General features: G+C 65.5%; 13 protein-coding genes, 1 tRNA gene and 1 pseudogene. 11 read left to right on the forward strand and 4 right to left on the reverse strand.

The window, feature by feature from the left end:
• Positions 1–35 precede the first annotated feature (35 nt).
• Positions 36–821, reverse strand: a complete 786-nt coding sequence (locus EEB19_RS18975) for an SDR family oxidoreductase (RefSeq protein WP_187588906.1) — start codon at positions 819–821, stop codon at positions 36–38.
• Positions 822–848: 27 nt separating this feature from the next.
• Positions 849–1,484 (reverse strand): TetR/AcrR family transcriptional regulator, encoded by a 636-nt coding sequence (locus EEB19_RS18980; RefSeq protein ID WP_187588907.1) that lies wholly within the window; start codon positions 1,482–1,484, stop codon positions 849–851.
• Between the two features lie 139 nt (positions 1,485–1,623).
• On the opposite strand from EEB19_RS18980, the gene EEB19_RS18985 reads away from it, so the two are divergent.
• The 6 genes from EEB19_RS18985 to EEB19_RS19010 all read left to right on the forward strand — a co-directional run bounded on the left by EEB19_RS18985 (position 1,624) and on the right by EEB19_RS19010 (position 7,223).
• Positions 1,624–1,697: transfer RNA gene (locus EEB19_RS18985), tRNA-Gly, on the forward strand.
• Between the two features lie 505 nt (positions 1,698–2,202).
• On the forward strand, positions 2,203–3,519 hold the full coding sequence (locus EEB19_RS18990; protein ID WP_262365786.1) for an MFS transporter: 1,317 nt from the start codon (positions 2,203–2,205) through the stop codon (positions 3,517–3,519).
• Between the two features lie 43 nt (positions 3,520–3,562).
• Positions 3,563–4,318: an IclR family transcriptional regulator gene (locus tag EEB19_RS18995; protein ID WP_187588908.1), complete on the forward strand. Its 756-nt coding sequence runs from the start codon at positions 3,563–3,565 to the stop codon at positions 4,316–4,318.
• 59 nt (positions 4,319–4,377) lie between these two features.
• A complete protein-coding gene (locus EEB19_RS19000) occupies positions 4,378–4,668 on the forward strand; it encodes a Dabb family protein (protein WP_187588909.1) in 291 nt (96 codons plus the stop codon).
• Positions 4,669–4,696: 28 nt separating this feature from the next.
• Positions 4,697–5,467 (forward strand): SDR family NAD(P)-dependent oxidoreductase, encoded by a 771-nt coding sequence (locus tag EEB19_RS19005; RefSeq protein WP_187588910.1) that lies wholly within the window; start codon positions 4,697–4,699, stop codon positions 5,465–5,467.
• A gap of 40 nt (positions 5,468–5,507) precedes the next feature.
• On the forward strand, positions 5,508–7,223 hold the full coding sequence (locus EEB19_RS19010; RefSeq protein ID WP_187588911.1) for an FAD-dependent oxidoreductase: 1,716 nt from the start codon (positions 5,508–5,510) through the stop codon (positions 7,221–7,223).
• Positions 7,224–7,392: 169 nt separating this feature from the next.
• Here EEB19_RS19010 and EEB19_RS19015 read toward each other — a convergent pair whose 3' ends face one another.
• A complete protein-coding gene (locus EEB19_RS19015) occupies positions 7,393–7,770 on the reverse strand; it encodes a DUF5997 family protein (protein ID WP_187588942.1) in 378 nt (125 codons plus the stop codon).
• A 47-nt stretch (positions 7,771–7,817) separates the two neighbouring features.
• Between EEB19_RS19015 and EEB19_RS19020 the strand changes: the two genes are divergently transcribed.
• Positions 7,818–8,564 (forward strand): LysR family transcriptional regulator substrate-binding protein, encoded by a 747-nt coding sequence (locus tag EEB19_RS19020; RefSeq protein ID WP_187588912.1) that lies wholly within the window; start codon positions 7,818–7,820, stop codon positions 8,562–8,564.
• Between the two features lie 122 nt (positions 8,565–8,686).
• Here EEB19_RS19020 and EEB19_RS19025 read toward each other — a convergent pair.
• Positions 8,687–9,355: pseudogene (locus EEB19_RS19025) on the reverse strand (NADPH-dependent F420 reductase); the annotation flags it as partial.
• 158 nt (positions 9,356–9,513) lie between these two features.
• On the opposite strand from EEB19_RS19025, the gene EEB19_RS19030 reads away from it, so the two are divergent.
• The 4 genes from EEB19_RS19030 (at position 9,514) to EEB19_RS19045 (ending at position 12,844) form a co-directional block, all read left to right on the forward strand.
• Positions 9,514–10,110 (forward strand): pyridoxamine 5'-phosphate oxidase family protein, encoded by a 597-nt coding sequence (locus EEB19_RS19030; protein ID WP_262365782.1) that lies wholly within the window; start codon positions 9,514–9,516, stop codon positions 10,108–10,110.
• Positions 10,111–10,282: 172 nt separating this feature from the next.
• Positions 10,283–11,665, forward strand: a complete 1,383-nt coding sequence (locus tag EEB19_RS19035) for an ammonium transporter (RefSeq protein ID WP_262365783.1) — start codon at positions 10,283–10,285, stop codon at positions 11,663–11,665.
• Positions 11,666–11,884: a hypothetical protein gene (locus EEB19_RS19040; RefSeq protein WP_187588914.1), complete on the forward strand. Its 219-nt coding sequence runs from the start codon at positions 11,666–11,668 to the stop codon at positions 11,882–11,884.
• Positions 11,885–12,118: 234 nt separating this feature from the next.
• Positions 12,119–12,844: a cutinase family protein gene (locus EEB19_RS19045; RefSeq protein ID WP_187588915.1), complete on the forward strand. Its 726-nt coding sequence runs from the start codon at positions 12,119–12,121 to the stop codon at positions 12,842–12,844.
• Positions 12,845–12,952 lie beyond the last annotated feature (108 nt).

Genomic DNA, 12,952 nt, shown 5'->3' on the forward strand with positions numbered 1-12,952 from the left:
CCCGCGAGGTACGAGCGGGCGTCACGAAGGGCCCCTCACCCTTTCTTCGGCCGCACCGCACGCTCGGCGATCGCGATCACGACACGCCGTGGCGCGAAACGGCTAGCGATGGCACTGATCCGGTTCTGCGCGCCGTCGATCACGCTCGGCTTGCCCGCCTCGAGCGCAGCGAGTGCGGTGTCGACGACCTGCTGGGTGGTTCGCCGTGAGCCGACGGCGGCATCGTCGGACCCGGCGATGTCGAAGAACTCGGTGTCGGTCGCACCCGGACACAGTGCGAGCACCTTCACCCCGTTCTGCTTGCCCTCCCACCACAGTGCCTCACTCAGCGACAGGACGTAGGCCTTGGTCGCCGCGTAGACGGCCATGTGCGGCACCGGCTGGAACCCCGCCGTGCTGGCGACATTGATGATGGCGCCGGAACGCTTCTGCGCCAACCGCTTCAGATAGACGGTGGTGAGGTCGGTGAGTGCGCCGACGTTGAGCGACACCTCCTCCCGGATCCGCGCGGGGTCGACGTCGACGAGGTCGCCGTGCGTTCCGAATCCGGCGTTGTTGATGAGGATGTCGACGTCGAGTCCGCGCGCCTCGACGTCGGCGACGAGACTGTCGGCGGCACCGGGGATCGAGAGATCGGCGGTGATCACCTCGGCCCGGATCCCGTGGCGGGTACGCAGGTCGTCGGCGACAGCCGTCAGTTTGCCTTCACTGCGGGCGACCAGGATGACGTCGGCGCCGCGGGCGGCGAGTGTTCGTGCGAACTCGGCACCGATGCCACCACTGGCTCCGGTGATCAGTGCGGTCTTCTGTCGGAATTCCATGATGGCTCCTCGGTTGTCGGATGATGATCAGCGCGCACTCGGATGGGACAGGATGCCGAGGCCTGCGAACGCGATGTCGGCGAGGATGTCCGCGTACTGCGCGAGCCGCCGTCCGCGGTGATCCGACGGCGTGGCGTCGACGAGTCCCTTGATGCCGTCGAACGCACCGACGAGAACACTCGCCAGTCCGTCGGCGTCGAGATCGGCTCGGAACTCGCGGGAACTCTGGCCGTCGCGGATGATCCCGGCGACCAGGCCGATCCACGCATCCATGGGTTTGACGACGTCGCCGGACGTCGTGCCGTCCGCGCCGAGTTCTCGCACGAGTCGGACGACACTCCAGGCCCCCGGCTCGCGGTCGAGGAGTTCCAGCATCGCCGGCATCACGTCGGCGAGTTGTTCGGTCGGGCTATCGTGCGAGAGCACTCGCTGCTGAACCTCGGCGACCCAGCGACGCTCTTGGTCGTCGATGACGGCTCGGGCGAGCGCGGACTTCGACGGGAAGTAGAAGTAGAACGCGCCCTTGGTCAGGCCCGATTCAGCGATGAGTTCGCTGAACTTGGTTGCGGCGTAGCCCTTCTCGGCGAAGATTCGGGCGGCGACCTCGAGCAGTCTCGCGCGCGTTGCGGCACCCTTGGCAGTCGACGGTTCTACTGGACTCACAGGGACCAGATTAAACCAGCCGGTAGGTTTTGCCAAACCAACTGGTAGGTTTTCGCGACGGACTCGCTGAGTCGGCCTCTGCGGCTGTGCAACGCCAGAGGTTTGCTAGGCTGTCGATCGCGAGGTCAGCGCCTTGCACGCCGATGTAGTTCAATGGCAGAACATCAGCTTCCCAAGCTGAATACGCGGGTTCGATTCCCGTCATCGGCTCCACCATCGCCGAAGCCAGAGCGCCTGATACCCAGCACCAACGAGTGATCCACGGCATTGAGTCAGCGCCGCGCTGTTCCTCGCGTCGACGGTCGTGCGCGACCGAAACCGTCTGCGTGCACCCCGGCGGTCAGTTCAATCCCAGTCGATCCACCGTTGCATCAGTGCGTATTCCGGTATGCGGCAGCGCGCCTCCGTGCGAATTAATCCATCGCGGTCTCGCGCCGAAGACGGACGGTCACACGTCGCCCGACTCTGAGCCACTCCCCACTCCGCACCCGATGAACGCACGAGACGCTTCGAGTCCCGCCTCGCTTGCACCCTCGCCTGCATGAGCGTCGCCGGTCGGTGATGGTCAGAGATGATCACTGCGAAAAGATGACAGACAGTTTCTCATCCAGTGGAGTATGGGTAGCGCACCGTGTGTCGCCGATCACAAGATCGTCGACCACGGGGTCGTATTGGCCTCGTCCGACCGACTGGAGAGGCCGCAGTGACCACGACACCCATCCCGACTCGCCCGCCCGCCACGACACCCGCACCGTCGTCGAACCAAGGCCGCCGTGCCGCGCTCGCCGCGTTCCTGGGAAGCATGCTCGAGTACTACGACTTCTTCATCTACGGGTCCGCGGCAGCGCTTGTGTTCCCGACGCTCTTCTTCCCCACCGGTGATCCGACCGTGGCGACCATCGGCTCGCTCGCCACTTTCGGGATCGGATACGTCGCGCGCCCCCTGGGCGGGCTGGTGCTCGGCCATTTCGGGGACAGGCTGGGTCGCAAGCGAACTCTGATCATCACTCTGACGCTGATGGGGTTGTCCAGCCTCGCGGTCGGCTTCCTGCCCACCTACGCGGCAGTCGGATGGGTGGCCCCCGCGTTGCTCGTCCTGTGCCGGATGGTGCAGGGCTTCTCGGCCGGCGGCGAAGCCGCTGGTGCATCGACATTGACCATAGAGCACGCACCCGAGGGCCGTCGCGGACTGTTCGCGAGCTTCACCATGTCGGGCTGCATGGGCGGCATCGTCCTGGCGAATCTGGTGTTCGTCCCGGTCGCCGCTCTGCCGAGGGAGGAGCTGATGAGCTGGGGCTGGCGGGTTCCGTTCTGGACCGGCTTTGTGGTCCTGGTCCTGGCTTTCGTGATCCGCACCCGGCTTGATGAAACCCCGGTTTTCGTCGCAGAGACCAAGACCGATGAGCCGCCCGCCCTACCTGTGGTCGAACTGTTTCGTCGCCAATGGCGCGATGTCGTACGTGTGACCCTGGCGTCGCTGTTCGCCGTGTTCCAGACCGTGATGGGGGTATTCGGTCTGGCGTACGCCACATCCGACGCCGTGGGCTTGGGGCGTACGACGATGTTGTGGGTGTCGGTGATGTCGAATGTCGCCGCGGTGTTGTGTATCCCACTCGTGGCGGCGCTCTCGGACCGCATAGGCCGACGCCCGGTGTGGATCACAGGTGCGTTGAGCAGCTCGGTGCTGGTGTTCGTGTACTTCGGTGCGATCTCCACGCAGAACCTGGTGACGATCTTCGTGACCGGCGCGGTGCTGCTGGGCGTCGCGTACTCGGGGATGAACGCGCTGTGGCCCGCCTTCTTCTCGGAGCAGTTCTCGGCGCGGGTCCGGTTCTCGGGATTCGCAGTCGCCAGCCAGATCGGCCTTCTGCTTGCGGGGTTCTCCCCGACCATCGGATATGCCCTGATGGGTGCGGGATCTATGGGGTGGGTTCCGGTCGCCGTCTTCACCGCCGGGTGCGGCGTGATCTCCGCCGTGGCGGTGTACTTCTGCCGGGAGACCGCGCACCTGCCTCTGGCCAAACTGGGCAACTGATCAACCGCGAGTCTGGCGGTGTCATACGCGGGAGGATAGACCGATGGCGCGGTCACCGAGCGGAGAGTCGGTACTAGAGCGTGCCGTCCGCATCCTGCGGCTGTTCACTGCCGGCTCCCCGGCACTCACGGTCGCGGAGATCGCGCGTGGCGCCGACCTGCCGATCGCCACCGCGCACCGGCTGGTCGGCGAGCTCATCGAGCTGGGGGTTCTGGAACGGGCCGCGGACCGCCGGGTCCGGATGGGCGTCCAGATGTGGGAGTGGGCGTCGCGCTCATCGCGGGCGCTCGACCTGCGGGAGGCGGCGATGCCGGCGATGGAAGACCTGCACGCGGTGGTGCGCCACCATACGCAGCTCGGGGTGCTCGAGGGCACCGACGTTCTCTATATCGAGCGGCTTTCCGCGCGCACCGCTGTGCACAACGACACGCGTATCGCCGGGAGGCTACCTATCCACGCCACCTCGGCGGGCCTCGTCTTGTTGGCAAACGCCGCGGTCGACGTGCAGGAGTCTGTACTCGCCGGTCACCTTGCGCGGTACACCCCGTACACGATCACCGACCCCCGCGACCTGCGCCGCCTACTCGCCGACATCCGCCGCCAGGGATACGTTGTCGCCGAGCAGATGATCACGCTCGGGTCGACCGGAGTCGGCGTCCCGGTCCGCGGCAGCACAGGGGACGTCGTCGCTGCCCTGTGCCTTGTGGTCCCTGCGGTCAGCGAGAACCGCCGCCAGTACATCGGTGCGCTGATGACGACGGCGCGCACCATCTCTCGCACGCTCGGCGCGCACAGTTGACTTCTCATTGAATGAAGTCTCTGTGGCTACGGCCACAGATCGCCCGCATCCTGTTAGCCATGATCCGACACGTGGTGATGTTCCGATGGCATCCCGAATTCCCTGAAGCCGAACGTGTTTCGTGGCTCGCCGCGGTGCGCGAACTACCATCACAGATCGGCGTGCTGCGCAGTCTCAGTGCCGGTGTCGACACTCTGGGCACTGACCGCTCCTGGGACGCGGCAATCGTCGCAGAGTTCGACACGATCGAGGACGTCGCCACCTACACCGAACATCCTGCCCACCGACCACTCATCACGATCTCCGGGACCGGCGCCGCAGAGATCGCATCCGTCGACTTCATCATTTGAGATCAAGACTTAGACAAGGAGATTAACCATGGTCAACAACGTTGGACGAGTGGCCGGAAAGGTTGCCTTCGTAACCGGGGGCAGCGGGGATCTCGGTGCTGCTGTCGTCAAGCGGCTCGCCGAGGAGGGGGCCACCGTCGCCAACCTCGACCGCGACAAGCCACGCGAAGCATGGCCGTTCGCCGTCACCGATGTCATAACCGACCGGGTCGTCGACATCACATGCGAGAACGATGTGGCGACAACGGTTGCCGCAGCCGTCGCCGACCTCGGCACCCCGGACATTCTGGTCAATGCCGCCGGAATTCTCGGCCGACCCGCACCGTCGCATGAGGCGACCGAATGCGAATTCGACGTCGTCTTCGGCGTGAACGTCAAAGGTACCTGGCTGATGACGAAATACGTTGTTCCGCACATGATCGCGGCGGGACAGGGCAGTATCGTCGACTTCTCGTCGATTCACGGGCTGACCGGCGGCGCGAATGTGCCGCTCTATCATGCGTCCAAGGGTGCCGTCCGACTGCTGGCGAAGTCCGACGCAGTCACTTACGGGCCCAGTGGGATACGCGTCAACTCGGTACACCCCGGCTCGATGGACACCAGGATGAGCCGATCCTCCGCGGAACGCAGTCCGATCGGACCCGAGGCGTACTACCGCCAATTGGTGTCCGGCAATCCGCTGACGCGCCAGGGCACTCCACGCGAGATAGCCGATGCCGTCCTCTACTTGGCTTCCGACGAATCCTCCTTCACCACCGGGACCGAACTGGTCGTTGACGGCGGCTACACAGCCCACTGACCACCCAATGAGAACACCGACCGCACAAGGAAGAACAGAAATGCTCGAAAGTAGTTACGACATCGTGGTGATAGGCTCGGGCGCCGCCGGCATCAGCGCCGCCCTGACGGCCGCCAAACAGGGCCAGAGCGTGGTCGTCCTCGAGAAAGACCGATATCTTGGTGGCACGTCGGCGATCTCAGGCGGCTGGGCCTGGGTTCCCGGAACCCGCGAGGGCATCGCCCGCGGTGACTCACGTGCCGATATCGAGACCTATATCCGAACTCTCGCGAAAGACTCCTACAATCCGGAGGCGGTACAAACGTTTCTCGACGAAGTCCCGAACGCGATGACCTTCCTCACCGACGAAGCCGGTGTCGATTTCGTCTTACCAGAGACCGCGCCCGACTACCAGATGGACGCCCCTGGCGCCCGCAAAGGAGGACGCGCAGTCACCGTGGCCAAGACCGATGGCCGCGTCCTCGGAGACGACAGGCTCCGCGTTCAGCCATACCTGTACCCCTACACCGTCTTCGGCTATATGCCCGAGATCGGCGACGATATCGCCACGTTCCTTCGCGCCAACCGCTCACCCAAGGCGTTCGCCTACGTCATGCGCCGAATCCTCAAGTGTTGGTGGGAGACCGCCGCGCACAAGCGTGGATACGACCGAACCAACGGGAACGCCCTGATGACGAGCATGGTCGCCGCGGCGCGCCGCCTGTGTATCCCAATGATCACCGAGGCACCCGTGCTCCGGATTCTCATCGGCGACGACGGTGTCGCAAACGGGGTCGTCGTCGGCGGTACCCACAAGTCCACGGTCCACGCGCGCCTCGGCGTCGTCATCGCCGCCGGCGGCTTCACCGGCGACGCCGAGCTGCGCAAGCGTGTCTTCCCCCATGATCGGTACGGCGACAACCATGTCACGCCGACGCGTGGACACGACGGAGACAGCTACCGGTTGGCTGCCGCTGTTGGCGGTGTGCTCGACGCCAGCCCGCATCAGCCCGCCTCGTGGGGCCCGGTCACGGTGTGGAAGAGCCTGCGCGGCCAGGACCGGATCTTCCCGCACCTGCGGGCGTTCGGCCTGCCCGGGTTGATCGCGATCAACCGGCACGGCGAGCGGTTCGCGAACGAGTCGTTCAGCTATCACGATTTCGGCGTCCAGATGCTCGCCGACAGCGACGGGGAACGCGAAACCTATGGCTGGATCATCGCCGATCGCAAGGCGATGCATACCTACGGCATCGGCTACGCAAAACCCTGGCCCATGCCCACCTGGTACTACGAGAAGGTCGGATATCTGACTTCTGCGCCAACCCTCTCCGAACTCGCGGCGAAGGTCGGCGTCCCCGCGGATCGGCTCGAGGCCACCGTCGCCGATTTCAACGACGGCGCAGCCCGTGGCGAGGACCCGCGGTTCGGTCGCGGCTCCAATTGGTTTCACCACTTCAAGGGCGACCTCGACCACACGCCCAACCCGAACCTCGAGGTTCTCGACCGTGCCCCGTTCTACGCGGTGCGGATCCAGATGGGCGACCTTGGTTCGTACGCGGGCCTCGCCGTCAACCGACGCAGCGAGGTGATCACCGGCGACGGCACCCCCATCCCGGGCCTATACGCGGTGGGCACCGCCGCGGTCAGTGTCTTCGGCGGAGGTTACCCGGGCTACGGCGCAAACATTGGCCCGGCACTGGTCTTCGGCTACCAGGTCGGCCGTGACATCGCGGCGCACACCGCCGAACGCGAAAGCTGCTATGTCGTTCCCTCATGACGAGGCCCGCGAGCGACTGGTGCATATTCTTGCGACGGACCCTCTTCGGCGGTCAACTCGACTGCACCGGTGAGGGGCTTCGGAGCGCTCCTGAGTAACCCTGCCGTCGTGGTCGTCGAATCGATCCGGTGTCGCGGCGGCGACTACATCAACGATCCACCTCGACGCATCACTCCTCAGCAGACTCCGCATCCCGTCGCTTGTCCTCGTGAAGCGACTTGATCCGCCGCTCCTCGCGCCGACCCTCGACACGCGTGGCGCGCTCTGCGGCCAGCCACTCGGGCATCTCCGCCAGGAGTTCATCGATCTGCGCAGTCGTCAGTGCTTCGGTGATGCCGCCGCGGATCAGCCCGGAGTTGGAGATCCCGAGTTTCGCGGCCACCAGGTTCTTCGGGTGCGGACCGTCGGCGCGCAGTGTGCGGAGCCATTCGGGCGGGTCGTTCTGGAGGGCGGTGAGCTCGGCTCGGGTGATGGATCCGCTCCGAAACTCGTCGGGCGTGGCCGGCAGATACACGTCCAGCTTCTTGGCGGCTGTCGCCGGCTTCATCGACTGCGAGCTCATGTCCTGAGGGTATCCGGCGGTAGCCTTCGAGGGTGAGCACACCCGACGACGTCCCCGCCTTTCGTCTGGCGTACGTCCCGGGCGTGACCCCGAGCAAGTGGGCCCGCATCTGGGCCGAGCGCCGACGCGACGTTGCGCTACAGCTCATCACCCTCGACGTGTCGAGCTGCGCGCAGGCAGTTCACGACGGCCAGGTGGACATGGCGATCACGCGCCTTCCCGACGCGCTCCGCCATGGCGAGGTCGGCGAGCACCACACGATCGATCTGTACGACGAGACCACGGTGGCGGTGGTACCGAAAGACCACGTCCTCACCGCAGCCGACGAACTTACCCTCGCCGACCTCGACGACGAGCAGTTCCTATGGCCACTCGACGAACCACTGACCGTCGCCGGACGACCTGGCCGCGCCGTCGATCATCGACCCGAAACAACAGGTGATGCAATCGAACTCGTCGCCACAGGGATGGCGCTGGTGCTCGTGCCGCAATCACTGGCGCGGTTGCACCACCGCAGGGACCTCACCTACCGGCCCGTGATCGACGCCCCCAAAGGGACTGTCGGACTCCTGTGGCCGTCGCCGACAACGGATCTCGCCGATGAGTTCATCGGCATCGTCCGCGGACGCAAGTCGACATCGTCCCGCGGCCGCTCCGAGCCGACAGCAAAGCGCTCGGCGAAAGAGAAGGCCGCGGCGAAGCGGACGGCACGCGAGGCCGCCGGGAAGGTGCGCGGCAAAGGTGCGCGGCGGGGGGCGGGGCGTCCGAAACGACGGTGACGCCCTTCGTGACGCCGCGCTTTCGCTCCGCTCCTCAGGGGCCGGGTTGGGTAGCCCCTTCGTGACGCTGCGCTATCGCTCCACTCCTGAGGGGCCGGGTGGCGCAGCCCAGCGCGAGACCGTCAGGCCGCTCGCCACTCCTCGGTACGTTCCGGCGTGGCATCCGTAAGCGCTGTGATCGTGTCGTCGACTCCGAAGTCTTTCCCGTACACCGGCGTTCCCGGCTGCTGGCGCCACGAGTCGGCGAGTGTTCCGCCGTCGACCGGATCGAAACCGAGCTCATCGACGAGCTGGAACACGATCTTCTTGCCGTCGGCGTCGTCCCCGGCGATCGGGAGCGCGATCCGCCCCTCGGTGCCGGCCGGAACACCCTTGTTCAGCAAGTGTTTCCAATAGATTCCGTTGAACACCTTGTAGACGGGCACGCCGAGCTGTTCGGACACCCACACACTCTCCGGGGTCCCCTCCTCGATCGCGTCGATCTTCCCGTCACGCTGCTGCGGGTAGTAGTTGTTGGTCTCGACGACCGGCGCACCGATCTTGCGGCCGTCGAGGATTCCCGGGGCGAGATCGGGGGTGTTCTTCTGCGGAATGCTGACGATGACGAGGTCGGCGTCCTGCGCGGCATCGGCAGCCCACACCGCTGTGGCACCGGTCTCCTCGGCGAGTTCGGCGAGCGTCTCGGGCGCCCGCGAATTGGCCACGCGCACCTCGTGCCCCAGTGTGGTGAGTCGACGCGTCAGCGTCCCGCCGATGAATCCGGCACCGATGATCCCGATTTTCACAACAACACCTCTGTGGTCGACGACAGTGACCTGTGGTGCAACGACATGACTCGTCTGGCTATTCGCAGAGTGACCGATGACACGCTCCACCGTGGTCGTGTGCGCACCAGAAACAGAGCAAGAACGGTCAAGCCCGGAGAACCTCCCACTCGTACGGTTGAACCGTGACCGAATCTCCCCACGCACCCACCTCATCTGCCCCGAACTCCGACGCCCGCCCGTACGGCCTGCCGGTGGCCGACAACCTGCCCACCGTGTCGGCGCCGGTGGTCGACCGACCGGTGTTCCCGGACGGCTACGGCGTCGGCGAGGGTCTGGCCGGCACACGCTCGTGGGCTTCGGTCGAGGAGCGTCTCGTGGCGTCGACACACTATTGGTTGACATCGGTCCGGGGCGACGGCACGCCGCATGTGGTGCCGCGCTGGGGAGTCTGGGTCGACGGTCGTTTCTTCTACGACGGCGCGCCGACGACCCGCCACGCACGCAACGTCGAAGCGAATCCGGCATGCACCCTCAACCTGGAGAGCGGAACCGACGTGGTGATCATCGACGGGTACTCGACGGCCGTGCGCGCTCTCCCGGAAGGCCTCGGCGCCCGGCTGTCCGCCGCCTTCACCAAATATGCGGATCAGGACTACCGCCCCGGCCCCGAGTCCTGGCAATCACCGACCGACGGCGGTGGCCTGCGGGCGATCACCCCTCAACGAGCCCTCGCGTGGGCGTCGTTTCCGACAGACTGCACCCGATTCACATTCGTGTAGCGCACTCGCGCCCGCGTAACAGATCCCGGCATCGATTTACGTTCCCTTTACCTCCGAGGCACGAGAACGAGACGTTGGCAGGCCTATCGTCTCTCATGCGTACACCGTCGGTGCGCAGTGCACACTCGTGCGAAACCCAGCGAAACCTTGTGTCGCCCAACGGAGGTAACCCGTGCCACCAGACGTCGAGGACGCCATCACCACGATGGGGTCGGTCAACAATGAGTTCTTCTACTGGGTGTCCATCGCCCTGATGATGCTGATCCATGCAGGGTTCCTCGCCTACGAGGTCGGTGCGTCACGCTCGAAGAACGTGCTCGCGACGGCGATGAAGAATCTGCTCGCCTTCGCGACGATCATCGCGTCGTTCTTCTTCGTCGGCTGGTTTCTCTACAACGCGATGCCGAGCGGATTCGTCGAGATGACAGACGCCGCGCAGGCCGCGCTGCCATGGAGCGACAACATGGGACCGAACACCACGGACTCCGCCAGCGGCATCTTCTGGGGCGCATTCGCCCTGTTCGCGGCCACCACCGGCTCCATCATGTCCGGCGCGGTGCTCGAGCGCATCCGGACGAGCGCATTCCTGGTGCTGACGGTGCTCGTCGGTTCCGTCGTCTGGATCATCGCGGCGGCCTGGGGCTGGCACGGCTCCGGATGGATGCTGACCAAACTCGGGTTCCACGATGTCGGAGCCGCAGGGTGTGTGCACATGATCGCGGGATTCGCCACGCTCGGCATCCTGCTCAACCTGGGCCCGCGGATCGGCCGCTTCCGAGCCGACGGCACCCCGGTCACGATCCGCCCGCACAACCTGCCCCTCACGATGCTCGGCCTGATGCTGATCTTCACCGGCTTCTTCGGCTTCCTGATGGGTTGTGTCATCTACGGCCCCGGAGGCTACACCACTATCTACGGCAGCCCGACGACCTTGTCCGCCTTCGCATTCAACACGTTGATGGGGCTGGCAGGCGGCATCATCGGCGCCTACCTGACGTCGCGGGGCGAGCCGTTCTGGACGATCTCGGGTGGCCTCGCGGGAGTCATCGGCGTCGCGGCCGGCATGGATCTCTATCACCCGGCCTTGGCGTTCCTCATTGCCCTGGGCGCGGGCGCGTTGATCCCCTTCATCGGAAAGTTGTTGGAGAAGTTCCGGATCGACGATGTGGTGGGTGCGGTGTCGGTTCACGGCGGTATCGGTCTGTACTCGCTGATCATGGCCGGCGTCTTCCTGGCCGGCTATCCCAACACCGACGGCAATCCCTCGGTGTCGCTGTGGGGTCAGCTCGTCGGCGCAGCCGTGTTCGCCGTCCTCGGATTCCTTCCTGCCTATCTGGTGTCGCTGGGCCTGAAGAAGGTCGGTCTGCTGCGTATCCCACCGGAGGTGGAGGCCCAGGGTCTCGATCTGACCGAGGTCCCTGCCACCCCGTATCCGGAAGGTATCCCGGTCACCATCATGCGCGGCGACACCGGCGACATCGTCGCGGTACCGACCGACACCCCCGGCGAGACCGTCCCTCCCACACAAGCCACGTCCCCAGTCGAGGTGAAGTAGATGTTCAATCCGATCGATTCCTATGACGACCCGGGCGTCGTGTTCACCTTCGGCGGTTTCTCGGTGGGAGTGTGGATCGTCTTCGTCCTGGCGGTGCTGCTCTTCATCGCCTTCTTCGTCGCGATGATCCGTCACGAGAACCACGCATACAAGGCGATCATCGACGACACTCCCGTCGAGAAGGGCCCGGCGGCCGAGGGCGAACCACCCGTGTACTGACCGCGACGACCCCACCGGCGCCGACGGCACGAGGCCTCTTCCCTCGCGTCGTCGGCGTCGTCGTGGAAGCCGGTCAGGACAAGCGATCGACGAACCCGAATGGACGATCGGTCGAGATTGCCGACCCAGGGGTTTATGGTCAGATCACAGACGGACTCATCCGATCGGCGCCGCCGTGCGAACAACCACACGAGGACCCGACCCAACACTGTCTGACCCGAGGAGTTCGAATTTATGACCGTGTCGACCGTTCTTCGCCGCGTGACGGTGTCGATGGCCTGTCTGGCCATGGCGCTCAGCGGCTCTCTGATTTTCTCGAATGCCCAGGCCAAGGCGGCTCCGTGTAGCGATGTCGAGGTCATCTTCGCGCGCGGCACTATCGAGCCCGCGCCCCCGATGGGGGTGACCGGTGTCTCGTTCGTCGAAGCCGTCCGCTCCCAGTTGCCCGGTAAGTCCGTCAGCAGCTACGGCGTGAAGTATCCGGCCAGCGACAAGTTCAACAACCGGCTCGCCATCGCCAACTCCGTGACCGTCGGCGTGCGCTCGGCGCAGTCGCGGATCAAGTATCTCGCCGCCAACTGCCCCGGCACGCGCGTCGTGCTGGGCGGATATTCGCAGGGTGCGGTCGTCGCCGGCTTCACCACCGCCACCGGCATCAGCGTGCCGTCCGAGTACCGCCAGTACGCGAGCCAGGTGCCGCCGCCGCTGCCGGGCGACGTCGCCGACAACATCGCGGCCGTCGTGCTCTTCGCGCCGCCGTCGGACCGCTTCCTGCGGGACATCGGGTCGCCTCCGATCGAGGTCGACCGCGAGTACAAGGCCAAGACGAAGAGTTACTGCATCGCCGGAGACAACATCTGTGACGGTGCGCCGGCCGGACAGCCCAACGGGCTGCATGTGCTGTACTCCGTCAACGGCATGACGCTCGACGCCGCGGATTACGTGAAGCGTCACCTGTAACCCACTGATCAGACGCACCGGCCCGGGCGACGCCTTGCGAAGGTGTCGCCCGGGCCGGCGTCTGTCTGTCGCCCGTGTCCGATGCGGGAGTCGTTGTCCTGGTCCCCC

The organism is Gordonia sp. OPL2 (assembly GCF_003797825.1).
GTDB lineage: Bacteria > Actinomycetota > Actinomycetes > Mycobacteriales > Mycobacteriaceae > Gordonia.

Coding starts and splice junctions, on each gene's coding strand:
- EEB19_RS19015 (WP_187588942.1), bottom strand. CDS start 7,770: ATGAAGCCGGCGACAGCCGCCAAGAAGCTGGACGTGTATCTGCCGGCC.
- EEB19_RS19000 (WP_187588909.1), top strand. CDS start 4,378: ATGATCCGACACGTGGTGATGTTCCGATGGCATCCCGAATTCCCTGAA.
- EEB19_RS19010 (WP_187588911.1), top strand. CDS start 5,508: ATGCTCGAAAGTAGTTACGACATCGTGGTGATAGGCTCGGGCGCCGCC.
- EEB19_RS19005 (WP_187588910.1), top strand. CDS start 4,697: ATGGTCAACAACGTTGGACGAGTGGCCGGAAAGGTTGCCTTCGTAACC.
- EEB19_RS18975 (WP_187588906.1), bottom strand. CDS start 821: ATGGAATTCCGACAGAAGACCGCACTGATCACCGGAGCCAGTGGTGGC.
- EEB19_RS19040 (WP_187588914.1), top strand. CDS start 11,666: ATGTTCAATCCGATCGATTCCTATGACGACCCGGGCGTCGTGTTCACC.
- EEB19_RS19045 (WP_187588915.1), top strand. CDS start 12,119: ATGACCGTGTCGACCGTTCTTCGCCGCGTGACGGTGTCGATGGCCTGT.
- EEB19_RS18995 (WP_187588908.1), top strand. CDS start 3,563: ATGGCGCGGTCACCGAGCGGAGAGTCGGTACTAGAGCGTGCCGTCCGC.